General features: G+C 71.6%; 24 protein-coding genes. 13 read left to right on the top strand and 11 right to left on the bottom strand.

Annotated features, from left to right (window positions below; translation table 11 throughout):
* Positions 1-82 precede the first annotated feature (82 nt).
* The gene (def, locus tag AC5677_RS39950) at positions 83-745 is read left to right on the top strand and encodes a peptide deformylase (RefSeq protein WP_497192743.1); all 663 of its coding nucleotides are present in this window, start codon (positions 83-85) and stop codon (positions 743-745) included.
* A gap of 347 nt (positions 746-1092) precedes the next feature.
* On the opposite strand, the gene AC5677_RS39945 is transcribed toward def, so the two are convergent.
* On the bottom strand, positions 1093-1251 hold the full coding sequence (locus tag AC5677_RS39945; RefSeq protein ID WP_497192742.1) for a hypothetical protein: 159 nt from the start codon (positions 1249-1251) through the stop codon (positions 1093-1095).
* A gap of 353 nt (positions 1252-1604) precedes the next feature.
* On the opposite strand from AC5677_RS39945, the gene AC5677_RS39940 reads away from it, so the two are divergent.
* From AC5677_RS39940 to AC5677_RS39920, 5 genes are all read left to right on the top strand, one after another.
* Entirely contained in the window at positions 1605-2375 is a 771-nt protein-coding gene (locus AC5677_RS39940; RefSeq protein ID WP_497192741.1) for a GntR family transcriptional regulator, read from the top strand.
* Between the two features lie 198 nt (positions 2376-2573).
* Positions 2574-2801, top strand: coding sequence for a 4Fe-4S dicluster domain-containing protein (locus AC5677_RS39935; protein ID WP_403514869.1), 228 nt, complete (start codon positions 2574-2576; stop codon positions 2799-2801).
* A 14-nt stretch (positions 2802-2815) separates the two neighbouring features.
* Positions 2816-4258, top strand: coding sequence for an ABC transporter substrate-binding protein (locus AC5677_RS39930; RefSeq protein ID WP_497192740.1), 1443 nt, complete (start codon positions 2816-2818; stop codon positions 4256-4258).
* Positions 4255-5289, top strand: a complete 1035-nt coding sequence (locus AC5677_RS39925; protein ID WP_497192739.1) for an ABC transporter permease — start codon at positions 4255-4257, stop codon at positions 5287-5289. The genes AC5677_RS39930 and AC5677_RS39925 overlap by 4 nt, the downstream gene beginning before the upstream one ends.
* Positions 5290-5294: 5 nt before the next feature.
* A complete protein-coding gene (locus tag AC5677_RS39920) occupies positions 5295-6086 on the top strand; it encodes an ABC transporter ATP-binding protein (protein ID WP_497196931.1) in 792 nt (263 codons plus the stop codon).
* A 76-nt stretch (positions 6087-6162) separates the two neighbouring features.
* On the opposite strand, the gene AC5677_RS39915 is transcribed toward AC5677_RS39920, so the two are convergent.
* The 3 genes from AC5677_RS39915 to AC5677_RS39905 form a co-directional block, all read right to left on the bottom strand.
* Positions 6163-6741, bottom strand: a complete 579-nt coding sequence (locus AC5677_RS39915) for a hypothetical protein (protein WP_497192738.1) — start codon at positions 6739-6741, stop codon at positions 6163-6165.
* A 40-nt stretch (positions 6742-6781) separates the two neighbouring features.
* On the bottom strand, positions 6782-7297 hold the full coding sequence (locus AC5677_RS39910) for a hypothetical protein (RefSeq protein ID WP_497192737.1): 516 nt from the start codon (positions 7295-7297) through the stop codon (positions 6782-6784).
* Positions 7298-7513: 216 nt separating this feature from the next.
* Entirely contained in the window at positions 7514-7879 is a 366-nt protein-coding gene (locus AC5677_RS39905) for a hypothetical protein (protein ID WP_497192736.1), read from the bottom strand.
* A gap of 214 nt (positions 7880-8093) precedes the next feature.
* On the opposite strand from AC5677_RS39905, the gene AC5677_RS39900 reads away from it, so the two are divergent.
* A complete protein-coding gene (locus AC5677_RS39900) occupies positions 8094-9116 on the top strand; it encodes an AraC-like ligand-binding domain-containing protein (RefSeq protein ID WP_497192735.1) in 1023 nt (340 codons plus the stop codon).
* Positions 9117-9313: 197 nt separating this feature from the next.
* Here the strand turns inward: AC5677_RS39900 and cynR are convergent, their stop codons facing one another.
* Positions 9314-10222 (bottom strand): transcriptional regulator CynR, encoded by a 909-nt coding sequence (gene cynR, locus AC5677_RS39895; protein ID WP_497192734.1) that lies wholly within the window; start codon positions 10220-10222, stop codon positions 9314-9316.
* A gap of 122 nt (positions 10223-10344) precedes the next feature.
* On the opposite strand from cynR, the gene AC5677_RS39890 reads away from it, so the two are divergent.
* Both AC5677_RS39890 and cynS read left to right on the top strand, forming a co-directional pair.
* Positions 10345-10971, top strand: coding sequence for a carbonic anhydrase (locus tag AC5677_RS39890; RefSeq protein WP_497192733.1), 627 nt, complete (start codon positions 10345-10347; stop codon positions 10969-10971).
* A 112-nt stretch (positions 10972-11083) separates the two neighbouring features.
* Complete coding sequence (gene cynS / locus AC5677_RS39885; RefSeq protein WP_497192732.1) at positions 11084-11554, top strand: cyanase; 471 nt, start codon at positions 11084-11086, stop codon at positions 11552-11554.
* 201 nt (positions 11555-11755) lie between these two features.
* Here the strand turns inward: cynS and AC5677_RS39880 are convergent, their stop codons facing one another.
* Entirely contained in the window at positions 11756-13210 is a 1455-nt protein-coding gene (locus AC5677_RS39880) for a purine-cytosine permease family protein (RefSeq protein ID WP_497192731.1), read from the bottom strand.
* A 69-nt stretch (positions 13211-13279) separates the two neighbouring features.
* Between AC5677_RS39880 and AC5677_RS39875 the strand changes: the two genes are divergently transcribed.
* Complete coding sequence (locus AC5677_RS39875) at positions 13280-13981, top strand: TetR/AcrR family transcriptional regulator (RefSeq protein ID WP_497192730.1); 702 nt, start codon at positions 13280-13282, stop codon at positions 13979-13981.
* Positions 13982-14020: 39 nt separating this feature from the next.
* The gene (locus AC5677_RS39870) at positions 14021-15682 is read left to right on the top strand and encodes an amidohydrolase (RefSeq protein ID WP_497192729.1); all 1662 of its coding nucleotides are present in this window, start codon (positions 14021-14023) and stop codon (positions 15680-15682) included.
* 99 nt (positions 15683-15781) lie between these two features.
* Here the strand turns inward: AC5677_RS39870 and AC5677_RS39865 are convergent, their stop codons facing one another.
* Positions 15782-16642, bottom strand: a complete 861-nt coding sequence (locus tag AC5677_RS39865) for a TIGR03620 family F420-dependent LLM class oxidoreductase (protein WP_497192728.1) — start codon at positions 16640-16642, stop codon at positions 15782-15784.
* Between the two features lie 241 nt (positions 16643-16883).
* Positions 16884-18152, bottom strand: a complete 1269-nt coding sequence (locus AC5677_RS39860) for a hypothetical protein (RefSeq protein ID WP_497192727.1) — start codon at positions 18150-18152, stop codon at positions 16884-16886.
* A 231-nt stretch (positions 18153-18383) separates the two neighbouring features.
* Between AC5677_RS39860 and AC5677_RS39855 the strand changes: the two genes are divergently transcribed.
* Positions 18384-18965 carry a GNAT family N-acetyltransferase gene (locus tag AC5677_RS39855; RefSeq protein ID WP_497192726.1) on the top strand — a complete coding sequence of 194 codons (582 nt, stop codon included), beginning with the start codon at positions 18384-18386 and terminating at the stop codon, positions 18963-18965.
* Between the two features lie 122 nt (positions 18966-19087).
* On the opposite strand, the gene AC5677_RS39850 is transcribed toward AC5677_RS39855, so the two are convergent.
* Entirely contained in the window at positions 19088-19618 is a 531-nt protein-coding gene (locus tag AC5677_RS39850) for an HAD domain-containing protein (protein ID WP_497192725.1), read from the bottom strand.
* Between the two features lie 339 nt (positions 19619-19957).
* Between AC5677_RS39850 and AC5677_RS39845 the strand changes: the two genes are divergently transcribed.
* On the top strand, positions 19958-21223 hold the full coding sequence (locus tag AC5677_RS39845) for an MFS transporter (RefSeq protein WP_497192724.1): 1266 nt from the start codon (positions 19958-19960) through the stop codon (positions 21221-21223).
* 113 nt (positions 21224-21336) lie between these two features.
* On the opposite strand, the gene AC5677_RS39840 is transcribed toward AC5677_RS39845, so the two are convergent.
* Positions 21337-21870 (bottom strand): hypothetical protein, encoded by a 534-nt coding sequence (locus AC5677_RS39840; protein WP_497192723.1) that lies wholly within the window; start codon positions 21868-21870, stop codon positions 21337-21339.
* 340 nt (positions 21871-22210) lie between these two features.
* Entirely contained in the window at positions 22211-22978 is a 768-nt protein-coding gene (locus tag AC5677_RS39835) for an alpha/beta fold hydrolase (protein ID WP_497192722.1), read from the bottom strand.
* Positions 22979-23124: the final 146 nt, after the last annotated feature.

The following is a 23124-nucleotide window of genomic DNA, read 5'->3' as shown; positions in this document are numbered from 1 at the left end:
GCAAAGAACTTCGCAACCACCCCTTCGGCGAGCGGACTTCGGGCCGAAGGGGTGGTTGCGCGATCCCAAGGGGGCAACCGCCATGTCCATTTCGCACGACCCACCTCGCGCCGCCGACCGGCGCGTCCGTGTGCAGGGTGAGCCGGTCGACTCGTATCCGGCCCTGCCTCCGGAAGCCGCCCGGGGCTCCGTGCGCCGGATCACGGTGGTGGGCGAGGAGATCCTGCACCGTCCGTGCCGTGAGGTGACCGAGTTCGGCACCGCCGAGCTGTCGGCGCTGATCGACGACATGTTCCTGACCATGCATGTGGCAGACGGTGCCGGTCTGGCTGCCAATCAGGTCGGTGTCGACCTGCGGCTGTTCGTCTACGACTGCCCGGACGAGTACGGAATCCGGCATGTGGGCCACGTCATCAACCCCGTTCTCGACCAGCCCGATAACGGCAGCCGTCGGCTCATCGACGACGACGAAGGGTGCCTGTCGGTGCCTGGTGCTGCCATGGCAGTCCCCCGGACCGACCGTGCCGTCGTGCGCGGATTCGACAAGGAAGGCAACCCCCTCGTGATCGAGGGAATGGGCTATTTCGCCCGGTGCCTGCAGCACGAGACCGATCACCTCCTCGGACACACGTATCTCGACCGGCTCTCGAAACGGGACCGCCGCGAGGCGCTGCGACAGATGGAAGAACGCCGCGAGGACGTCTTCGCCCGGCGCGAGATCAAGGCCGCAGACCTGGGCCGGTGAGCCGACGGGCAGCCGGGCGCGGGTGGCGCCGCACCCGGGGTGATGACGCTCTTCAAGGACCCGTCGTTCAACTTCAGCGGGCTCTTGGCCCTCGGTGCGGCCGGATTCAGCGGCAGCGAGGTGGGCGAGGTGCTCACCGCCGTGAACACGATCAACAAGGCCGGCCTGTCCGCGCAGACGTACGTCGATACCTTCAAGAAGCTCGGCGACCAGCTGTCAAAGGCGCCCGAGGGCAGCAGGCCCGACCGGCAGACCAGGCGCCGGCGCGCGCTGCGGGCCGCCCAGTGCTACGCCCAGGCGCTGTTCTTCGTCCTCGGCTCCGACAACCCGGGCAGCGAAGAGGATCTCTACCGGGCCGGGCGCCGCGCCTGGGACGCGTTCTGCAACCAGTGCGAACCGGTGCCGGTGACGGCGAACGTCCCGTACGGCAGGACCCCCATGCCGGTGTGGTTCTTCCGCCCCGGGGTCAAGGTGGTCTTCACGCCGCGCTGGGAGACGGTGGTCACGCCGCTCCTCGACTGGCTGGTCGCCCGTGCTGACGTGGACGCCGACCGGATCGCGCTGACCGGGCTGAGCATGGCGGGCAACCTGGCTCCCCGATGGCCCCGCAGCAGCACTGCGACGTCGTCTTCGACTGGCTGCAGGAGACACTGCCGGAGCACTGACTGCCAGGCTCTGCCGGCACGGCACACCGGCGCTGCCACGCCCCACCGGCGACGGCTTCGGATCCGGGCGGCGCGGTGGCAGGTCTCGCCTCCGGGGTGCCGAAGCTGCAGGTCACAGCCGCCGTCCGCGGGGGCGCCGGTGGCGCAATGTTGTGGCAACACCACTGCCGGGACCCCGTCGGTATGGTCCCCCCATGCCAGCCGAACGCATCTCCCAGCACACGGGTCCGGTGGCGGCCGCGCGCCGCCGCAGGCTCCGCGCGGACCGCGCCCGGCAGCTCGCCGACCTGCTGCGCCACCAGGTGCTCGGGGGCCGGTTCCCCCGTGGTGTGCTGCCGCACGAGGACGTGATCGGCGCGGAATTCGGCGCCTCCCGCAACACCGTCCGTCAGGCCCTCGACCTGCTGCGCGCCGAGCAGCTCGTGGCGCGTCAGCCGGGCGTGGGCACGGTGGTGGTCTGCCAGAAGTACCCGCATGCGCTCGACCGGTTGAGGGGCCTCGCCGAGACCCTGCACTCGCACGGCCGGGTCACCAACGAGGTGCGCACCATCAGCCCGGTTGCCGCACCGGGTCCGGTGGCGGACCGGTTGCGGCTCCGGCCGGGTACCGAGGTGCTCTATGTCGAACGGCTGCGCCGCCTCGACGGGGTGCCGCTGTCCCTGGACCTCACCTATATCCCGATGGACATCGGCCTGCCGCTGCTCGATGCCGATCTGGAGAACAACGACGTCTTCCGGCTGATCGAGGAGACCGCGGGACAGCCGCTGGGTACGGCCGAGATCACCCTTGAGGCGGTCAGCGCGGATGCGCACTCGGCTGCCGTTCTGGAGGCTCCCCGCGGCGCGGCCGTGCTGATGCTCGAACGACTCACCCATCTCGCCGACGGCTGTCCCGTCGACCTGGAGTTCATCCGCTTCCGCGGGGATCGCATCACGATGCAGGGCCTGCTGCACCGCATGCGCTGAGCCCGTTCCGTCCCGTCCACCGGCGGTCCGACCGCGGACCCGCCTGCTCCCGTACGCCCGATGTTTCGTCGCTCATCCGGCATTCCTCCGCGGACGCCCCGTTCCCGTTTGCCGCACCCGCACGCCCCTCGCCTCCCGTCCCCCGCACGTCCTGCCCGATACGGCCGCCCCGCCGCCCAGAGATCCCCGGAGACCCTCATGGCTCTCGCGCCCCAGCGCACCGATGTGCCCGTGACCATCGACGAGTCCAAGTGCATCGACGGCTGCACGCTCTGCGTCGACATGTGCCCGCTCGACTCGCTCGCCATCGATCCGGCCAGCAACAAGGCGTTCATGCACGTCGACGAGTGCTGGTACTGCGGCCCGTGCGCCGCGCGCTGTCCCACCGGCGCCGTCACGGTCAACATGCCCTATTTGCTGCGATGAGAGGCTCTCCGTCCATGCCGTCCCTGCCTGATCCGTCCCGGCCCGCGCCGGGCCGCGCCCACCCGACTCCGCCCGGACCCGCTTGCCGCGCACCCCGCACGGCCCGCCGGAACCCGCTCGCCGCGGCCCTCACGGCTGCCGCCCTGCTGTCCTCGCTCACCGCCTGCGGCACCACCGCGGACGCCTCGGACGGCACGACCGTCACCGTGACCGTCGGCTACCAGTCGAAGACCATCAACACGGTCACCGCCGGCACCCTGCTGCGCTCGCTCGGGTACTTCGAGCGCGAGCTGCGCGCCCAGGGCAAGCGCGACGGCAAGACGTACAAGGTGGTGTGGCAGGACTACGCGACCGGCGCGCCGATCACCGCGCAGATGGTCGCGGGGAAGGTCGACATCGGCTCGATGGGCGACTTCCCGCTGCTCATCAACGCCGCTCGCGGCAAGCAACTGCGCGCCCCGACCCGGCTGGTCTCCGTCACCGGCTACAACCTGCGTGGAGCGCTCAACACCATCGTCACCGCGCCCGGTTCCGGTCTGCGCTCGCTGTCCGACCTGCGGGGCAAGAAGATCTCCAGCAGCGTCGGCTCGGCATCCGACGGCACCCTCGTACGGGCGCTGCAGCGGGCCGGGATCGACCCGGAGCGGGACATCCACAAGCTCAACCAGCAGCCGGCCGTGGGGGCTTCCGCGCTCCAGTCGGGCAGTGTGGACGCGCTCTCGCAGTTCGTCGCCTGGCCGGGGCTGCTCGCCTTCCAGGGCAAGGCGCAGGCGCTCTACGACGGAGGAGCGCTCGGCCTGCCCACCTTCCACGGCGTGACCGTGCGGGGCAGCTTCGCCGACCGTCATCCGGGGGTGGTGAAGGCGTTCCTCGCCGCTCAGCGCGACGCGACCCGCGCGCTGCAGGCGCATCCGGTCGACGCTGCCCAGCAGGTCGCCAAGGCCACCGGGCTGCCGGCCGAGGTCGTCTACCTCTACAACGGCGCGGGCGGCATCGCCACCTTCGACCCCACTCTCAAACCGCAGCTGGTCGCCGCGCTGAAGAAGGACGTCTCGGTGCTGCGGGCGGCCAAGCTGACCGGGCCGGTCGATGTCGGGGCGTTCGTCGACGACCACTACCTCAGGCAGAGTTACGGCAGCGGGTACGCCAAGGCCCGGCGCTCCACCGCCCATCCGTCGGCCGACGAGGTGTGGCTGCGGGGCGAGGACCGCACCCATTCCTTCGACGACGCGGGCGCCTTGCTGCGGTTCGTCGCCGCGCACCACGAAGCGGTACGGGCCGCGTACGTGGCCGATACGACGACCGGCACCCGGTGGTTCGCCGACCGGTCGGTCTGGGTCCGCGACGGCGCGCGGCTGCTGCCCTTCGCCACCCCGGCCACCGCCGCCGCATGGACGCGGCACCACCCCGGGGCGCACACCGTGAGCTACGCCGCCGCATGGCAGCAGGCCCGATGAGCGCGCCCGCCGCCGTCCGCACGGCGACCTCGCCGACGGCCACCGCTCCTGATGGCCGGGCGGGCCGGCGCCACCGGCCCTGGGGCCGCTACGGGCGGCGTACGGCCTCGGTGCTGGCCGCGCTCGCGCTGTGGCAGCTGCTCGCACAGTTCCAGGTGACTCTGTGGCTGCGGTTCTCGCAGTTTCCGACGGTCGGCGAGACCGCCCGCGAGTTCGCGCAGCGACTCGGCGGCCCCACGTACTGGCAGGACCTCACCGACAGCCTGACCCGGATCATCGGCGGCTTCGCGCTCGCGGCCGTCCTCGGTGTCGCCGCCGGCACCGCCGTCGCCCGCTCCCTCCTCGTCTCCGATCTGCTCGGCCCGCTGCTGGAAGTCGCGCGTCCCATACCGGCGATCGCGCTGGTGCCGGTGGCGATCCTGCTGTTCCCCAGCAATGAGCAGGGCATCGTCTTCATCACGTTCGCCGCGGCGTTCTTCCCGGTCACGGTCTCCACCCGGCACGCGGTACGGGCGCTGACGCCCGTCTGGGAGGAGGCGGTGCGCACCATGGGCGGTGGCCGGTGGCGGGTCCTGTGGTCGGTGGTGCTGCCGGGGGCACTGCCCGGGATCTTCGGCGGGCTGTCGGTGGGCATCGGCGTCTCGTGGATCTGTGTGATCTCCGCCGAGATGATCTCCGGTGAGTACGGCGTGGGCTACCGCACCTGGCAGGACTACACGATCGTCGACTACCCGGGCGTCTTCGTCGGGATGGCCACCATCGGACTGCTCGGCTGGCTCACCTCCACGGCCGTGGAGGTGCTGGGACGGCGTGTGACGCGCTGGCTGCCGCGCGCCGCGACCGGCCCGAGCGGGTATCCGGGCCGTCGGCCGCGGCGGACCGCGCGGCCGGCGGCCGGCGCTGCGCGGACCGGCCAACCGGCACGGGGCGCCGGCCCGGAGCGGGACACCGCGGCACCGGGCGACACCGAGATCCAGCGCGGCGACACGGCCGGCCGCCGAGCGCAAGAGGGAGCGCGAGAACCATCGTGACCAGCATCGACAGCACCGCAGCGGCCCGCCCGCACACCTCCCCGCCCGCGCACGGCGTACGGCTGACCCTCGCCGATGCCGTGCTCGGCCGGCCCGGCGCCCCCGTACTGCACGGCCTGGACCTCGATGTCGCCCCGGGTGAGATCCTCACCGTCGTCGGGCCGTCCGGCTGCGGCAAATCCACCCTGCTGCGCACCCTGGCGGGTCTGCTGCCGCTGCTCGACGGCCGGTTGAGCCAGGACGGCGGTCCCGTCGGAGGACCGGCCGCCGACCGGGCGCTGGTCTTCCAGGAGGACGCGCTGTTGCCCTGGCGCACGCTGCGGGCCAATGTCGAACTCCCGCTGGCGATCCGGGGCGTGGCGCGCGCGGAGCGCCGTGCGCGGGCCGAGGACTGGCTGGCCCGGGTCGGACTCACCGCACACGCCGGCCGGCTACCGCACCATGTATCCGGCGGCCAGCGCCAGCGCGCCCAGCTGGCCCGCGCGCTGGCCGGGCGGCCGCGCGCCGTCCTGATGGACGAGCCGTTCGGTGCGCTCGACGCCCAGACCCGGGCCGGGATGCAGCAGTTGCTGGTCACGGCGCTGCGCGGCACCCACGCCACGGTCGTCTTCGTCACCCACGACGTGGACGAGGCGCTGTTCCTGGGCGACCGGGTCGCGCTGCTGGGCACCGGCCGGGTGCTGGACGTGCCGCGGCCGCGCGAACGTCAGGCGCAGGGCCATACGGCGACGGTCGCCGTGCGGCGGGAGATTCTCGCCTCCCTGAGCGAGCGGCCGGACGGCCCGCCCGGCGGATGACTGCCGGCCTCACCGGCTCCGGACCGGCCCCACCTCTGGCCACCGTTCGCCCCCGTACGCGATCCAGCTGCCGAGGTCAGTGCACCCGCGGGTCGCGTGCGTCGGCCCGTCGCACCGCCAAGCTGACGCCGCACCCGCTGCACAGCTGATGCATCCGGTAGGCGCCGTCGTACCAGGCCGTGGTGTCGTCCTGGTACCCGCAATCGCGGCATATCGGCGCATGTCCTTCACCAGGTGGGGCCGGTGAACGAAGCACCCGCTCGACCACCCTCGGCAGTGGTTCGCGGGGGTGCCTTGTCGGATCGGGGCAGTAGGCGATGTTCGCCCACCCGCGCTGCCAGCCGCGCCAGGAGTCGTCAGGTTGCGGCCGGCGGCAGCCACGAGCTTTGGCCGCTCGGCGCCTGGCGGCCTGCGCCCGCACGCCAGCGAGCCAGAGCTGCCGGGCGTGATGGAGCTCCTCGGCCGCGTGGATGAGGGAGTTCGGGTCCCTCTCCGTGTTCTTCGGGATCCGCGCGCTGAGGGAAAGGTGGTGATACGTGGCGCGGAAGCCGTAGGGCGCGAAGTGCACGAGGCACGACCGCAGGTTCGTATGCCGGATGCGGGCCGGCAGGCTCTCGTCGAAGACCCGTCTGCGGTGCGTGGCGAAGCTGCTCATCCCGCGACGTCAGGGCTTGCCGCGCCGGCCTCGCACGTCATCACTCTGGGCGCATCCACAGGGCGGCGGTGCTGCTGGTCGTCTTGATGACGCGGTCCACGGCCTGCGGTGCCGGCCAGATTTGGATCAGGTACTCCTCCAGCGGATCGCAGTCCTCGCGTGGGTCGCCGTCGTCGCGATGGCGTCCATGGACGCGCAGCCGGTAGCTCCCCGGGCCGGGAAGGGAGATCCGCTGCGCCGGGTCCTCGGCGGTGCCGGTGGTGCCGAAGTCGAGGAACGCGGAGCGCCAGGCGGCGGAGACTTCGGCGATGTCCTGCCAGGTGTCGATGTCGTCGGACAGGGGTGGCGGTCCGTCCCACAGTTGGGCGGTGACGTGGATCCGGCCGATCTCCTGGCCGGTCAGGATGCGGACCCCGTCGCCCTCGGGGTCGGCCTCGACCAGGCCGTTGCCGGTCCATTCCGGCTCGAACTCGACGCACAGCGTCTCCCCGCACAGGTCGACGGAGGTGGCGTCCACATCGACGGTGCTGCTGGTCCGGCGTATCGGTGCGGGCATGGGGGGGTGATCCTTCCGGCTGAGGGGTGGCTCCCCGACATCCTGGTGGAGGACGGCAGGGTGGCGCGACTCGGTCGGTCAGGTCGGGCGCCGCAGTCGCTTCCCCGTGTCCGCGGCGCGGGCGGATCGGCTCCGCAGGAGGCATGCTGCGGCGGCCCGCCACATGAAGTGACGGGCCGCCAGGGAGGGTTCAGGTCAGACGGTCCTCGGGACCGGTCAGCCACCCACCCGGTTGTAGACGTACAGGAACCACTTCATCTTGCCGTCGTTGCCCTGTTCCCTGTTGCAGCTGTAGCCGGACCACCAGCCCTTGGCCTTGCCCCGCTTGCCCTCGGACACGCACGCGGACTTGGTCCAGTACGCGCGGTAGAAGCTCCACCCCGTCCTCATGGCCGAGGCGTCGCTGTTGGCGGCCTGGCTCACTGCCGCGGCGCCGGCTTGGGTACGAGCCGACGGCTGCGGTGCGGCGTCGGCCGTTGCGGCGAAGCCCGTCAGCGCGGCGCCGAGCAGGACGGTCGTCGCGGCCGCGGTCGCCAGGCTGCTGCGCAGCATCGGGCCCTTGCGGCTGTTGGCGAATTTCATGAATCTTCCCCCTTTGGTCGGGTGTTGCGCCAACATGACGACCGGGTGGTCGCAACCGGCCGCCATGGATGTACACATGCTGCCGTCTCCACCCCGGGGCGTCGTTGGCGGTGAGCGCCATGTTGTTGGCGTACAGCGCCGGATGGGTTCGCGTGGGCGCTGCGGGAGGCCGGGCCGGCCGCATCGCCGTATACGGGGGGTTGTTGTGGAGACGGTGTTCGACAGTGCTTGGCTACCTGCCCAAGAGCGCGCCGCGGCCTGGAGGGAGACCACGGCGCAGGCGCTGGTGACCACGAAGCTCAAGCTGGTGGATCCGGGCACCTTTGACGCGTGCCTGCGGACCATGTCCTTGGGGTCTCCCCAGGTGACGGCGATGTCCTACGGGCCGTTGGTGTCGCAGCGGACGCCCGCGATGATCCGGCAGTCGGATCCCGAGCAGTATCAGATCGCGCTTGTCCGCAGCGGGAGCCAGGGAATCGAGCAGGCCGGAAACCACGCCCGTCTCGGGCCCGGTGAGCTGGTCTTCTACGACAGCTCGCGCCCTTTTGAAGCCGTGGCCGGCGACGGTTGCCGAGCGGGGTCCGCGTCGTTGCTGTTGCAGTTCCCCAAGCGGCTGCTGCCGCTGCCGGAGGCGAAGGTGGCGCGGCTCCTGGCGGTGCCGCTTTCGGGGACGAAGGGCGTCGGCCGTCTCTTCGCGCAGTTCATGGCCGCCTTGGTCGACGAGCATGCGGCGTACGGCCCGGGTGACCTGGCGCGTCTGGGCCATACGGCGCTCGATCTGGCCACGGCCGTGCTGGCCCACCACCTCGACGAGGACGCAGCCGTGCCGCTGCGGTCGCCGCAGCAGGTCCTGTTCCTGCGGATCACCTCATTCATCGATCAGAACCTGCGCTCCCCGGAGCTGGGGCCCACCGCAGTGGCGTCGGTGCACGGGCTGTCGCTGCGGTCGCTGCACCGGCTCTTCCAGCAGCACAACACCTCCGTCAGCGCCTACATCAAAGGCCGGCGGGTGGACCGCTGCCGACGCGATCTGGCCGACCCCGGCCTGCGGCACCTCACCGTCCATGCCATCGCCGCTCGCTGGGGATTTCCCCGGGCCGCCGACTTCAGCCGCGCCTTCCGCGGTGCGGTGGGGATGTCCCCCAGCCAGTACCGGGCCCTGACGGGGTCCGCCGTTGCCGCTCGATGGCCGGGCTCCTCGGCGAGCCCGCCCGAGCCGACCGACCGGATGGCGTGACTGGGGCCCGGTGCGGCGCGTGGGACCCGGACTCCGCAACGGCGCGGACGACTTCTGAGCCGTCGGCCGTGCCCAGCGCGCTCGCGTCGTTCCGGCCTCTGAACAGGGGGGACGGCGCGAGGGCAGGGCAACCCGCTTCCCCTCGCCCGGCCCGTTCCATCAGGCTCGGTGCGGTGAGCTCTCGGGCTGATGCGGCGTCAGGCAACCGGCGTGCACCCGAGGGTGTTAATGAATTGTCGGGTGAGGTAGGTGAAGGCGCGGGAGGCGGCGCTGTGGTAGGCGGTCTCGCGGCGCAGGAGGGTGACGGTGCGTTGCGGAAGGGGCGGGTCGAGGGGGATGGGGCGGAGGTAGGGGTGATCGTGGGTGAGGGCGTCGGGCAGGACGGTGGCCAGCGGGGTGCGCCGGACGATCTCGGTGAGGGCCTGGATGGAGTTGGCCTCCACCACGATGCGGGGGCTGATGCGTTCCTGGGCGAAATAGGCGTCGATGTGGGCACGGGTGGCGAAGTCACCGCTGAGCAAGGCGAGTTGCTGCTGCGCTAGGGCCTTGACGGGCAGCGGCCGGTCGCGGTCGGCGCCGGGGTGGTGAGCCCCGGAGACGAGGACGAGGGCTTCGGCGAACAGCGCGGTGGCGGCGATACCTGGCAGGTGGGGGCCGTGAAAGGCGATGCCAAGGTCGAGTTCGTCGGCCAGCAGGGCCGACTCGATGCGGTCCTGCGTCATCTCCTTGACGTCCAGGGTGATGCCGGGATGACGGCTGTGCAGTTCGGCGACCAGGGGGCCGACCAGGTAGGCGGTGAAGGTCGGGGTCACCGCCAGCCGCAGGCTGCCCCGGGAGAGGTCCTGGACGTCGGCGACGGCGCGTTCGGCGGCGGCCAGGTCGCGCAGCGCGCGGCGGGCGTAGTGCACATAGGTCTCGCCGGCATCGGTGAGCCGCACGGCGCGGCCGGTGCGGTCCAGCAGCTGCGCCCCCACGCCGCGCTCCAGCTGCTTGATCTGCTGGGACAGCGTGGGCTGGGAGATGCGCAGGTCTTCGGCGGCACGGGTGAAGCTGCCGTGTTCGGCCACGGCGAGCAGATAACGCAGATGACGCAGTTCCACGGCCATGACCCCAACTATAGATGCCATCGATAGCCCTCATGGCTATTACGTCTTGGACGCTATAGGCACAGGTCATGCATGGTGGATCTCGTCAGCCCACGGGCCGACCTCCATCGAAGGGAGTCACCATGCAAGACCTCGCCGAGGGAGTCCAACGCTTCCAGCGGGATGTCTTCCCCGCCAAGGCGGAACTCTTCGCCCACCTCGCCGACAATCACCGTCCGACGACGCTGTTCATCGGCTGCTCCGACGCCCGCGTCGTGCCGGAGCTGCTCTGCGGCAGCGAACCAGGGCAGCTGTTCGTGGTCCGCACCGCCGGCAACCTCGTCCCGGCCCACAGCCCCGCCGCCGACGGAATCGCGGCAAGCATCGAGTACGCCGTCGCGGTGCTGGGCGTGTCCGACATCGTGGTCTGCGGACACTCCGCCTGCGGCGCGATGACCGCCCTGGCCGAGGGCCATGACCTGACGGCCGCGCCCGCGGTCGCCGGCTGGCTGCGGCATGCGGACGCCGCCCGAGCCCGTGCGGCCGTCGCCGGGGCCGCGACCGGCGCGGGCACCGGCACGGGCACGGTGGACGCGCTGGTGCACCAGAACGTGCTCGCGCAGCTGGCCAATCTGGCCACCCATCCGTCGGTCGCCCGCGCTCTCGCCGCGCGGACCGTCACCCTGCACGGCTGGGTCTTCGACATCGCCACGGGCACCGTCTCGGCGGTCGACCCCGCCACCGGCGACGGCACCGCGCTCACCGCCTGACCTGCTCCTCCCTCCCCGATCCCGGCCGTGGCATCGCTCCCGGCCTCACCACCCACCCCAGGAACCGCCGCTCCCCTCGCCGGGTAGCGGCACACAGAAAGGAAGCCCTCTCATGGTGCACGCTCAGTTCGACCCCGCCGCCCGTCAGGCCCTGGCCATTGCCGCCGTCGAGTCCAAGACCCGCAAGGACCTGTCCTGGCAGCAGATCGCCGATGCCGCCGGGCTGTCGGTCGCCTTCGTCACCGCCGCCGTCCTCGGCCAGCACGCGCTGCCGGCCGACGCCGCGAGGGCCGTCGGCGAGCTCCTGGGTCTGGACGACGACGCGGTGATGCTGCTGCAGACGATCCCGACCCGCGGCTCGATCCCCGGCGGCATCCCCACCGACCCGACCATCTACCGCTTCTACGAGATGCTTCAGGTCTACGGCACCACGCTCAAGGCCCTGGTCCACGAGCAGTTCGGCGATGGCATCATCAGCGCGATCAACTTCAAGCTGGACGTCAAGAAGGTGGCCGACCCCGAGGGCGGCGAGCGCGCCGTCATCACCCTGGACGGCAAGTACCTGCCGACCAAGCCCTTCTGACCCAGCACGTCGCCAAGAGCGGGCGGGCCGGACATCGCTGTCCGGCCCGCCCCGACGTGTAGGCACACCCGCGCTCAGGGACAGGCGCGGGGAGGCCGAGCGCCACCCCGTCGGCAACGGCACGTCACTCGGCCGCGCCGGGCCTCTCGGGGACGCAATCCCTCGGACGCGCCCCCACGACCCGCAGCTCCCCGCATCGGCTCAGGCCGGCGTCGGAGCGCCGAGCCCGGAGCGTGCGCGCCGCATCATGAGCGCGTAGACCGCCGATGCCACGATCATGCCGACGGGCAGCGCGAGGTCCAGTCCGCCCAGGACGCGGGCGAGCGGGCCGGTGTAGAGGGTGTTCACGCAGAGCGCGGCCGCGGCGGTGCCCGCCGTGAGGGCGAGCGCACCGGCCCAGTTGACGCCGGCCGTGAACCAGAAGGGGCTGCCGGCGGTCTCGTCGGTCAGCGCGGGCCCGTCGTAACGGTTGCGGCGCAGCAGGATGTCGGTGGCGTAGATGGCGGTGCTGGGGCCGAGCAGGACGACCGTCAGCTGGAGGACGTTGCTGACGGTGTCCAGGAAGTTGGACACCAGCAGCGCGTACAGGGTCACGGCGACGGCGAGGACTCCGTCGACGACGACGGTCAGGGAGCGGCGGAGGCGGACGCCGATGGCCTGGAGGGCGAGGCCGGAGCTGTAGGCGGTCATCGCGTTGATGGCGATGGTGCCCAGCACCAGGGCGAGCAGGAAGACCGGGGTGAACCAGCCGGGCAGGATCGCTTCCAGGGCGGTCTGCGGGTCGGTCATGTCGACCGCGGTCGCGGCGACCGCGCCCAGTGAGCAGACGACGACGCTCGGCAGGAAGCCGCCGAGCGCGGTCCAGGCCACGATCGACTTCGGGGAGGTGGTGCGGGGCAGGTAGCGGGAGAAGTCGGCGCTGTTGGTGTACGAGAGCGGACCCGAGGCGATGAGGGTGACGCCGCCCGCGAGGGCCGCCCACAAGCCGGCGCCGGTCAGCGGGTGGGCGGGCTCGTAGCCGAAGTCGGCGTGGCCGAGCACGCTCACGGCGACGACGGCGAACGCCACGGTGAGGACCACGGTGATCGGGAGGTAGAGCTTCACGATCGTGGCGTGGCCGTAGACGCTGATGGCCAGGGTGAGCGCGGCGATGACCACCACGACGGCGATCTTGACGCCCGTGTTGGGTGCGATACCGGCCTTCTCGACGAGGGAGAAGGCGGCGAGCGCGGCCGCCGCCAGGTTGAGGGCGATGTAACAGATGCAGATGCCCCAGCCGGTGACCGCGATGTTCACGCGGTTGCCGCGGACGCCGAACATGGCCCGCATGATCACTTCACTGGGCGTTCCGGAGGCCGGGCCCGGGACGGCCAGCAGGCCGACCAGTACCCAGAAGAGGTTGCCCACCACGATCACCACGAGCGCCTGCCACAGGCTCAGACCCATGAGTATGAGCGCGCCGCCGACCACCAGGCTCAGGTAGTTGACGTTCGCCGCCGCCCAGACGGCGAACAGCTCCCGCGCACGGCCGTGACGTTCCCGATCGGGAATGTGATCGATGCCGTGGGCCTCGATACGGCCCGCCCGGTCCGAGGACGGCGGCGTGTCGTGTCTGCCGGCTTCGCCTGGGTTCGGGTCGGGAGTCGTGGAAGCCATGGAGCCCTCCGGGTGCTGGTCGTGCCCGCCTGGTTGCTTATTGGTCGCACACTCAATAGCATCGCGGTTATGTCGTCAAGCATCCAGCGCAAGCGAATTCGGAAATCTCCGGCCGACCGACGTGCGGAAATCGTCGACGCGGCGGCCACGGTCGCCCTCACCGAGGGTCTGGAGTGCATCACTCTGCGGCGGATCGGCGAACAGCTCGACGTCCGCCCGGGGCTGATCAGTCACTACTTCCCCGCGGTCGAGAACCTCGTCGCCGAGGCGTTCGGCACCGCCGCCGGCGTCGAACTCGATACGCTTCTGCCGGCCGACCGACCCGACGGGACCCCCACCCAGTACCTCACCCGTTTCTTCGCACATGCGATGGGAGAGGCGTACGACGACATCAGCCGGCTCTGGATCAACGCCCGGCACCTCAGCCGCTACCGGCCCCTTCTCCGCGACCGGGTCGGCGAGCAGGAGGCCGCCTGGCGTGGGCGGCTGGAGGGCCTCATCCGCGAGGGCGTCGAGCGGGACGAGTTCCGTACGGACCGTCCCGATGTGACCAGCATCCAGATCCTGGTCGTCCTCGACGGCCTCGGCGCCCACGCCAACACCGACACCAGCAACCGTCCGCCCGCGGTGACGCAGATGGCCGTCACCACCGCGGAACGCGAACTCGGCCTGCCGAGCGGCACGCTCCTGCGCCCCGCGGACGAGCCCGGCGCGAGCACCGCGGCCACCCCTGCATCACCCGCAGCCGACGACCGTCCCGCTGCCGGGTAACCGACCACCCCGAACCGACCCCTCTCCCAAGGAGCCGCTGTGCGCCCCCTCCCCCAAGCCGTCGACGCCGCGCGAGCAGGGCGGGCCCCCCTCGTCCTGCTCTCCGCCCGGCTGCTCGACCCGGCCACCGGTCAGCTGCTGCCGGAGACCGCCCTGGCCGTCTCCGGAGGGCAGATCACCGCCTTGGGCGACGACCGCCGGATACGCTCGCTCGCGGACGCCTCGACCACGGTGATCAACCTCAAGGGGGCGGTGGTGACCCCCGGTCTGGTCGACGGACACCTCCACCCGGTGTCCGGCGCCGAACTGACCCACGGACTGGACCTGTCGGGCTGCACCGACCTCGACGCCGTGCGCGAGGCCCTGGCCCGCGAGGCCCGGAACCTCGCCCCCGGAGCGTGGCTGCACGGATGGGGCCTGGACCCGAACGTCTTTGGGGACCGGCCCGTCGAAGCCGCCGCCCTGGCGCCCGTACTCGACGGCATCCCGGCCCTGTTGCAGCTCTTCGACGCCCACTCCATGCTGGCCAGCCCCCGGGCACTCGAACTCGCCGGCATCGATGGGCCGCGCAACTTCGAGCAGGCGGCCGAGGTCGTCTGCGACGACCGGGGCCGGCCGACCGGACTGCTGCTGGAGGACGCCGCCTGCGAACTCGTCGAGCGCGCCGCCCCCCAGCCCACGCACGCGGAGCGCCGCGCCCGCCTCGCCGCCGCGCTGCGCGGCATGGCCGCCGCCGGACTCACCGGCGGCCACGCCATGGACGCCAACGGCGAAACCCTCGCGCTCTACGCCGAACTCGACGAGGCCGGCGAGCTGCCGCTGCGGCTGCGGATCGCGCCGTGGTGCCAGCCCGGCACCGACGCCGACGCGCTGCGTACCCTCATCGAGCAGCAGGGCACCGGCGGCGGGCTCTGGCGCGTCGACGGCGTCAAGCTCTTCATGGACGGCACCATCGACAACGGCACCGCCTGGCTGGAACGCCCCGACTGCCACGGCGAGTCCACACACGCCTTCTGGCCCGACCCCGCCGCCTACACCCACGCCATCGGTGAGCTCCACCGGGCCGGGGTGCCCACCGCCACCCACGCCATCGGGGACGCCGCCGTCCGGCACGTCCTCGACTCCGTCGAGAAGGCCCGGGCCACAGGGGATCGCGGGGTCCGGCACCGGATCGAGCACATCGAGACGGTGCCCGACGACACCCTGCGCCGCTTCGCCGGCCTCGGCGTCATCGCGTCCATGCAGCCCACCCACTGCTGCGACTTCACCCGGGCCGACCACACCGACAACTGGTCGCGCCGCCTCGGCGAGGAGCGGGCCCTGCGCGCCTGGCGCTGCCGCGACCTGTGGGACTCCGGCGCCACGGTCGTCCTCGGCTCCGACTGGCCCATCGCCCCCTACCCCCCGCTGGCCGTGATGGCCGGGGCCCGCCACCGCCGCCCCAGCCGCGATCTCACCCAGCCCCCGCACGGCCCCGAACAGGCGCTGACCGCCCTGGAAGCCCTCCAGGCCATGACCAGCAACACCGCCTACGCCGCGGGCGAGGAACTCCAGGCCGGCCGCCTCGCCGTCGGCCACCGCGCCGACCTCACGGTCTACGCGGACAACCCGCTCACCACCCCCGCCACCGACCTTCCCGACCTGCCCGTACTGCTCACCGTCCTCGACGGGCGCCCCACCCACCGGGATCCGGCCCTCTGACGCGTCACGCCGGGTGGCCGCCCCGCATCTGCCGGACTCCCCCGGCGCCGCGGGCGCGGCCTCGGCAGCGACTGCGCCTCGGACGGATGACCTGTCCGCTCAGAGCAGGGCCGCGGCGAGCGCACGCCATGCCGGACGGGAGAAGGTCCCGGGGTCAGCAGTGACCACGTGGACGGCGATGTGGTCGGCTCCGGCCCGGCGGTGCTCGGCGAGCCGAGCGGCGACGTCGTCCGGCTTTCCCCAGGCGAACAGCGCGTCGATCAGCTGGTTGCTGCCGCCGCCGCTCAGGTCCTCGGATGCGAATCCCCTACGGAGCCAGGCGGCGCGGTAGTTGTCGAGTTTCAGGTAGGGAGCAAGCATCGCCCTGGCCTCGGCGCGGGCCGTTTCGGCGTCGGTGTGCAGGATGACGGCCTGCTCCAGCGCCAGCAGCGGGCCATCGCCCAGCACCGACCTGGCCCACGCGGTATGCGCCGGGCTGACCAGGAAGGGATGCGCTCCGGCGGACTTCTCGCCGGCCAGCCGGGTCATCTGCGGCCCGTGCGCACCGACGATCCGCGCGGCCGGCGGCAGCGGAGCGGGCACGGTGTCCAACGCATCCAGGTAATGACGCAGTGCCTGATACGGGTCGCGGTAGCCGTCGACGAAATCGGCGTGGCTGACGCCGAGTCCCACCAGGAGCCGGGCCCTCTGCCGCGGCGGCAGCGCCCGGTAGGCGGCGGCCAGGCGTTCCGGTGCGGTGTCCCAGATCGACACGCACCCGGTCGCCACGGTGACCTGGTGGGTCGCCGCCAGGATGTCGGCCGCCGTGACCAGATCCCCTCGGGGGTTGCCGCCCGGTGTGCCACCCAGCCAGATCGCTCCGTAGCCGAGCTCCTCGACCTCCGCCGCGGCATCCCGCGCCTCGGCCCGGTCCCCGTGGGTGAACGCCCAGCTCCAGATTCCTGTCGTCCCGAGATTCATGAAGCCGCCTCCTGGGTTCGGGACTTCCGTTGTAACGGTGCCGGAGCGACCAGCCTGTTGACGGGCGCCGCCCTGTCCGGAAGCCGAGCCCCAACGGCCGGATCACTGACCTTGACGGCCCTCGCTTCGCGCCACGGGCACCCCGTACGGCAGCCGCTAGGTGACGTACGGGGTATGCCCTGCCGACGGGGTATGCCCTGCCGACCGACGCTCCGGACAAGCGGAGCGGGACGGATCGGCCTCAACTCACCAGCTCGGCGGCCTCCTTGAAGTCGGCCAGCGCCTCGGCGTAGCGCTTGCCCGCGACGAGCAAGGTCGACCTGTCGGTCAGGGCTCCGGCGAGCGCGGCAGTCCCCTGGCCCTCGTCGCATGCGGCGAGGCGGCGGGCGAGCACCACGCCCTCGTCGAACAGCGGCTGCAGCCGTTCCAGGATCCGGTGGGTTTGTCTCTCCCAGTAGAGCGCCGAACGGATCGTCAGCCTGCGTTGCAATGTGACCAGTTCGGCAAGATGGCTTCGAGGCTCTGCCGCGGCCAGGGGGACGAGGACCGCGATCGCTTCTTCGAGCTCGGCGCGGCCGTCGTAGTACTGCTGCCGCACGTCGGGCGACCAGCCCTGATACAGGCCGAACGGCGGCGCCGGCGCACCGGGCGCCGACTGCTCGTGCGCTCGCCCCGAAAGCCCCAGCAGGACCGCCCACCACGCGAGGATGTTGCTCCAGCTCTTGCGCTCACCGCTCTCGGCCAGCTCGGCCAGCAGGGCACCGGCCTCCCGCCGCGCCGAACGAGCCTCGTCGAGCCGCCCCTGGGCGTCCAGCATCTGGGAGAATCGGACCAGCTCCCACAGCAGATTGGCCAGCGAAGTGCGGCCCTCTTCGAGCTCCTCGCGGGTGGTGGCCACCAGTTCCCTGAAGGTATCGAGAGCGGCACCGTGCAGACCGGCGGCGTCCAGCTCGGCCGCCCACGCGAGCACGGACCAGAAAGAGGCGCCTTGCCGTCCGTGCTCGGCCCGCTCGGCCTCGACGACCTCCCCACAGGCCCGTGCCGCCTCATGGTGACGTCCATCCTCCGCCAGGGCGGCCGCCAGCGGCTCGAGCCCGTACACCGGGCTCCTCACCTGACCGGCCTCGAACCCCTGCCGTCCGATCCGGGCCATCTCCTCGCGCACGGAGAAGCCCTCCGTGCGCCGACCGAGCATGTACAGCTGACGCTGGTAGGCGTCCAGCGCCTCGACGAGCAGCGTGGTGCGTTTCGGCTCCAATGCGTCCAGCTGCCGGGCCGCGCCGACCGCCTCCGCCCGGACCGCGAGACAGGTCTCCGGCGGGTCGTGGAACTCCCCGTAGCTGAGGCTCAGCAGCGCCTCGACCAGCCGCGGCAGATAGGCCGACGGGCTCACCTTCGCGAGCACCCGGTAGGCATCGATCTGCTGGTGGAGGCCGATTCGGCCGGATCCGAGCAGCGTCGTTTGCGCACGGAGCACCGCATCCGGATCGACGTTCGCACACTGATTCATGACGGCGAGTCTGGGGGGCGCAGAGCGGCCGGACAAGGCCGCTCGGCTGTGCCCTTCGTCCTACGAAAATGCCCCATGAGCTGTCATGATGGGTCTGCCTTCGCTCCTCGCGGCCGAGCCCGGCCGGGCGGGCCGAGGCCAGGATGCGTGACGGGTTTCCCTCACAGCTCGGCGGCCGGAAGCCGATCACTCTTCGTGCGGGCGGACGTACGGACGTCGTACGGTCAGGTCATGAAGACGACTGCAGACGATGCGACGGTGCCCGACGTGACGGGGGCCATCGTCTACCGGCCGGCGCGGCCCGAGGACAGCGAAGCCCTTGCGGGGCTCGACGGATCGTTCACGACGGATTGCGTGTTCGAAGTGGCCGTGACGGACGAGGGTTTCCGGATCCGCGAGACTCCGGTGGCACCTCCGATCCACAAGGTCTTCCCCGATGAGGGCGACAGTGCGGATGACGACGGCGACCCCGAGCTGAGCCGGACGGTGGTCGCCGTCGACGGGGACGAGCTGTGCGGATTTGTGGAGACCTCCTTCGACCAGTGGAACGCGCGTCTGACCGTCTGTGACATCGAGGTCGCACCGGCGTGGCGCGGCAAGGGGGTGGGGCGGGCCCTGATGGATCAGGCCGTCGAATTCGCGAAGGAACGCGGAGCGGTGCACGTATGGCTTGAGGTCAGCAACATCAACGCTCCCGCCATCCGCGCCTATCTCCGGATGGGCTTCGCCTTCTGCGGACTGGACACCTCGCTGTACGACGGCACGGAGTCCGCTGGTGAACGGGCGCTCTTCATGACCCGACGGGTCCACTGACCGCGCCCCGGGCGAGCGACAGTCGACGCCGCCTTCACCGACAACCGCGTCGCCGACTTCGACCCTGACCAGGACGCGCCCGCTCCCCCACCCGGCACCCCGCTTCCATCCGGCATACCGCTTCACACACTGCGCAACCAGTCGTCGAGGACGATGAAATCCGCGTCGGTCAGTCCGAGACGAGGATCGACTCGGTGGAGCAGGGCCCGCTCGCCATGACGAGCGGCTACCCACGCCCGGTCTCTGTCGGTGATCTCATCGTCCACCCAGGCGTACGCCCGTCCCCCCGCCCACTCGAGGAGCGGACGCGTCTTCCAGTGCAGCCCCGCTCGGGCATCCCGCTCCTCGTCCTCGGACGGCTCCGGCCACTCCACCACGGGCAGCGCCGCCAGCCCGAGACGCGGCGCGACGCACTCGTTCGCGTCGGCCATCCATGTGGTCGCCCAGACCAGGTCGCACGGAAGGGCCACCAGTCTGGGGCCGTGCTCGGGATTGAGCCTGGCGAGAAGCGGGTTCGCTCCTGGGGCTGACGACTCGTGACCCGGGTGAAATTCCGGACCCCTGTACGCATGTGGGTGCGCCGCTGCACCGAACGGGATGAGTGGTCCATCAACGTCGAGGAAGAGGAGGGGGCGCTCTGCGGAACCGGTCACTGCCGCAAGATAGCGGCTCGTCGTGTCGGGTACCGCGATGCGCTGCCTGATCGGCGGCTTCCGCGGACCGGCGATCTGACGCCGAACGGGGCAGCCGCGCACCCCATTCGGGTTGCCGGGTCTGCGCCTTGCCTTGTGCCGCACATCCTGCCCAGTGGTCCACGCGTTCCTTGGGTGAGAAACGGCGAAACGCCGTAACCGGGAGAGCGGAGGCAGGCAATGACGGCGGGTGTGGAGCGATACGTACACGAGGACGAGAAAGCGGCGGCGGCTTCGGCCGGCAGAGCGGACGGAGCGCACGCGGCGGGTGGAGCGAATGCCGCGGGCGGAGCGGATGCCGTGCGCACGGTGACCCGCAGGCTGCTGCCGCTGCTGTTCGCGCTGTACGTGGTCAACTTCATCGACCGCGCGAACATCGGTGTGGCCGCGCTGGCCATGAACGCCGACCTGCGGCTGACGACAGCCGCCTACGGCACCGCCGCCGGCATCTTCTTCGTCGGCTACGTCCTCTGCCAGGTCCCGGCGGCCGTGGCGCTGCGGCGGTTCGGCGCCCGCCGCTGGCTGTCCGGAGTGATCATCACGTGGGGCCTCTGCTCGGCCTCCACCGCGCTCGTCACCGACGCGCACGGCCTGTATCTGGCGCGGTTCGCGCTCGGGCTGACCGAGGCGGGTTTCTTCCCCGGCGTCGTCGCCTACCTGGCCGCCTGGTTCCCCGCGCCGCAACGCACCCGCGCCCTGGCCCTCTTCATGCTGGCCATCCCCGTATCCAACATCGTCGGACTGCCCGCCTCGGGCCTGCTGATCGAGCACTTCGGCATCTTCGGTCTGAGCGGCTGGCGATCGATGATCTTGGTCGAGGCGGCACCGGCCCTCCTCCTGGGCGTCGCCGCGCTCCGCCTGCTGCCCAACACCCCACGCGAGGCCGCCTGGCTGACCGCCGCCCAACGCGCCGCGCTCGAAGCCCAGCTGAAGCAGGATGCCCCTCCCTCCTGTACGGGCCGGACCACGCTCGGCCGCGCCGCGCACTTCGGCGTGGTGCACGCCGGCCTGGCCTTCGCCGGGTACTCCCTGCAGTTCTTTCTGCCCCAGGTGACCACCACCCTTTTCCCCGACGCCGGGGCATCGGCCGTCTCCGCGCTCGCCGCCCTCCCGTACGTGGTCGCGGCCGTCGCCATGCTCGCCTGGAGCCGCATGGGCGACCCGGCAAGCCCCAGGACGTACCTCATTACGGCGCCCACCGTGGCCGCCGCGCTCGCCGCCTGCCTGGCTACGCTCTCGCATCTGCCGGTCCTCAGCCTGGCCGCGCTGACCGTTACGGTGGCGGCGGGCCTGGCCGCCGTCCCCGTCCTGTGGAGCCGGTGCACCGCCGTGCTGTCCGGGCCCCGCGCGGCGACGGCCCTCGCCGGCGTCAACACGGTCGGCAGCCTCGCCGGCTTCGCCGGTCCCTCCCTCACCGGACTCCTCACGGACACCACCGGCGGCTACCAGGCCGCCTACGCCCTCATCGCCTGCACCCTGACGGTCGCGTGGGCTGCCGCCCTACGCCTCCCCGGCGCGCCGGCGAAGCACCCGCTGCCCCAGGCGCCGGTCCGCACGCCCAGCTGAACGCGCTGCGCGGGGCGGGCGATCGAGAACGAGGCCGGCGGGCGATGCCGGAACCGGTTCGACGGGCACCCCTCCCGCGCGCCATCCGCATCCGAACCCGGCGCCGCAGGCCCCTAGCGCCGGTCGGCGACGTGGTCCTTCAGAAAGGCTCCTGCATGGGCGGCAGCCTCCTCCTTCGTGGCGTAGCCCGGGGCGCTGTCGGCTTCGACGCGAGTTCCGTCGGCCGCCTGCCCGGCCCACCGCCAGCCACCCGAGGACGCATCCCACGTCAATTCGGCGCTGCCACCGAACAGTTCGATGACGCTCGCCTCCCCGTCCGCGGCTGCCGACCTGTCGATGGCATCGGGCCACTTCTTGCGAGCGCCCTGCCGGGTGATCCCCCAAGCGGCGCCCATCTGTTCGTAGTTCGCGCCGTAGGAACCGGCGGTCTTCGCAGCGATTGCGGTCAACTCTTTGACCTGCGCGTCCACCACCTTCCAGGTAGCGAGGATCGACAGCGTCACCTCGACGGGGTCCGCGTCCCACATGCGCTCCTCGGAAAGTCCGGTCGCTCGGGCGCGCATGGCCGAGGCGAGTGGGTTGAGGGCGTCGCAGAGGGCCGTGTTGAGTGCCGCCAGTTCCGCGGCGGTGATCTCAGGAGATGTCATGTCGACAACTTTAGTTACCGCAGGCGAGATCGACAACTAGAATTGCCAAGCTCCTCGTGCGGCACGGGCCGGCGGCAGGGACCGACCGTCATCCATCTCAACTCCCCCACTGCCACTGACTCCGCGCCCGATCGGCACGGCGCACGCCGCGCCTTGAGGCGGTGGAGCGCCGCATCGACACGAGCCGAGCGTGACGGGGCCGGGCCACGCGCTACGACAAGACGCCCGCGAGCTACATGGCGGGCTCCAGCGACGCGGACCCATCGCCTGGATACGCAGCCTCACCCGGGCCGCGGCAGCGGCGCCCGATCGGCAGACCGGACGCCGCTGCCGCTCACCTTCAGGCCGGTGAGGTGACCGCCCGGCCAAGATGCCGGGCGAAGAACCGGACCGCGCTCTCGGCCTCGATCCTGGGCATGTCGAAGTGCTTGCCCGCGCCGGCGTGCAGCGTCTTGTCCTTCGAGGCGAACGCGTCGAACAGCGCGAGGCCGGCCTCGCGCGGGATGCGCTCACCGTCCCACTGCATGGCGAACTCGACCGGGACGGTGATCTGCCGCGCCTTCTCGATCAGGGCATCGGGCCACATCATGCCGAAGACCGCGGCCGTGATCCTGGGCTCGGCCGCCACCAGCGGCACCCCGAGCGCGGTGCCCATGGCGATGCCGACGTAGCCCACCGGCCCGTCGGCGCCGATCTCCGGAAGTTCCTGAAGGGCGTCCAGGGTCGCCTGGTATTCGGGCACGGCGAGCTCCGCCAGGCGGGCGTTGTAGCGGACGACGATCGGCCCTTCCGGCTCGCCCGCCGCCTGTGCCTTGCGCAGCGCGGCGATCTCCCGCTCGTCGTACGCGGTGCGCGGCCGGTCGCCGTGACCGGGCGCGTCGATGACGGCGACATGGAAGCCGCAGCCGGTCACGAGGCTCTGTGCCCGGCCCACCATCGCGGCATGCTTCTTGTGGGCGCCGCCGCCATGGCCCATCAGGACCAGGGGCGCGCGATCGGCCGCGTCGGAGGCCGGCGACCAGAGAACTCCGGGGACCTCGCCCACGGTGAAGTCGCGCTCGATCATGCCGTTCGACGACGACTCGGCGGTGAACTGTAGAGAGTGCATAGGTTTTGCCTTTCGGGAGTGCCTTGTTGTCGAGGCGCTCCCGGCGACACCTACGTCAATCGCCGGCCGTGACGGGAAGGGGGAGCACCCACGTCGATACAGCGTTCATGGGTCTCACCTCCTTGGGCGGCGTCACGGTCAACTGC

This window comes from Streptomyces sp. JLSY215, assembly GCF_059682825.1.
This window is presented reverse-complemented; position numbering and strand designations above follow the sequence as displayed.

Bases quoted from the DNA above. Each gene is read 5' to 3' on its own strand.
- cynS (WP_497192732.1), top strand. From the start codon at position 11,084: ATGGTGCACGCTCAGTTCGACCCCGCCGCCCGTCAGGCCCTGGCCATT.
- AC5677_RS39880 (WP_497192731.1), bottom strand. From the start codon at position 13,210: ATGGCTTCCACGACTCCCGACCCGAACCCAGGCGAAGCCGGCAGACAC.
- def (WP_497192743.1), top strand. From the start codon at position 83: ATGTCCATTTCGCACGACCCACCTCGCGCCGCCGACCGGCGCGTCCGT.
- AC5677_RS39935 (WP_403514869.1), top strand. From the start codon at position 2,574: ATGGCTCTCGCGCCCCAGCGCACCGATGTGCCCGTGACCATCGACGAG.
- AC5677_RS39915 (WP_497192738.1), bottom strand. From the start codon at position 6,741: ATGAGCAGCTTCGCCACGCACCGCAGACGGGTCTTCGACGAGAGCCTG.
- AC5677_RS39940 (WP_497192741.1), top strand. From the start codon at position 1,605: ATGCCAGCCGAACGCATCTCCCAGCACACGGGTCCGGTGGCGGCCGCG.
- cynR (WP_497192734.1), bottom strand. From the start codon at position 10,222: ATGGCCGTGGAACTGCGTCATCTGCGTTATCTGCTCGCCGTGGCCGAA.
- AC5677_RS39890 (WP_497192733.1), top strand. From the start codon at position 10,345: ATGCAAGACCTCGCCGAGGGAGTCCAACGCTTCCAGCGGGATGTCTTC.
- AC5677_RS39905 (WP_497192736.1), bottom strand. From the start codon at position 7,879: ATGAAATTCGCCAACAGCCGCAAGGGCCCGATGCTGCGCAGCAGCCTG.
- AC5677_RS39875 (WP_497192730.1), top strand. From the start codon at position 13,280: ATGTCGTCAAGCATCCAGCGCAAGCGAATTCGGAAATCTCCGGCCGAC.
- AC5677_RS39855 (WP_497192726.1), top strand. From the start codon at position 18,384: ATGAAGACGACTGCAGACGATGCGACGGTGCCCGACGTGACGGGGGCC.
- AC5677_RS39910 (WP_497192737.1), bottom strand. From the start codon at position 7,297: ATGCCCGCACCGATACGCCGGACCAGCAGCACCGTCGATGTGGACGCC.
- AC5677_RS39930 (WP_497192740.1), top strand. From the start codon at position 2,816: ATGCCGTCCCTGCCTGATCCGTCCCGGCCCGCGCCGGGCCGCGCCCAC.
- AC5677_RS39925 (WP_497192739.1), top strand. From the start codon at position 4,255: ATGAGCGCGCCCGCCGCCGTCCGCACGGCGACCTCGCCGACGGCCACC.
- AC5677_RS39860 (WP_497192727.1), bottom strand. From the start codon at position 18,152: ATGAATCAGTGTGCGAACGTCGATCCGGATGCGGTGCTCCGTGCGCAA.
- AC5677_RS39865 (WP_497192728.1), bottom strand. From the start codon at position 16,642: ATGAATCTCGGGACGACAGGAATCTGGAGCTGGGCGTTCACCCACGGG.
- AC5677_RS39835 (WP_497192722.1), bottom strand. From the start codon at position 22,978: ATGCACTCTCTACAGTTCACCGCCGAGTCGTCGTCGAACGGCATGATC.
- AC5677_RS39840 (WP_497192723.1), bottom strand. From the start codon at position 21,870: ATGACATCTCCTGAGATCACCGCCGCGGAACTGGCGGCACTCAACACG.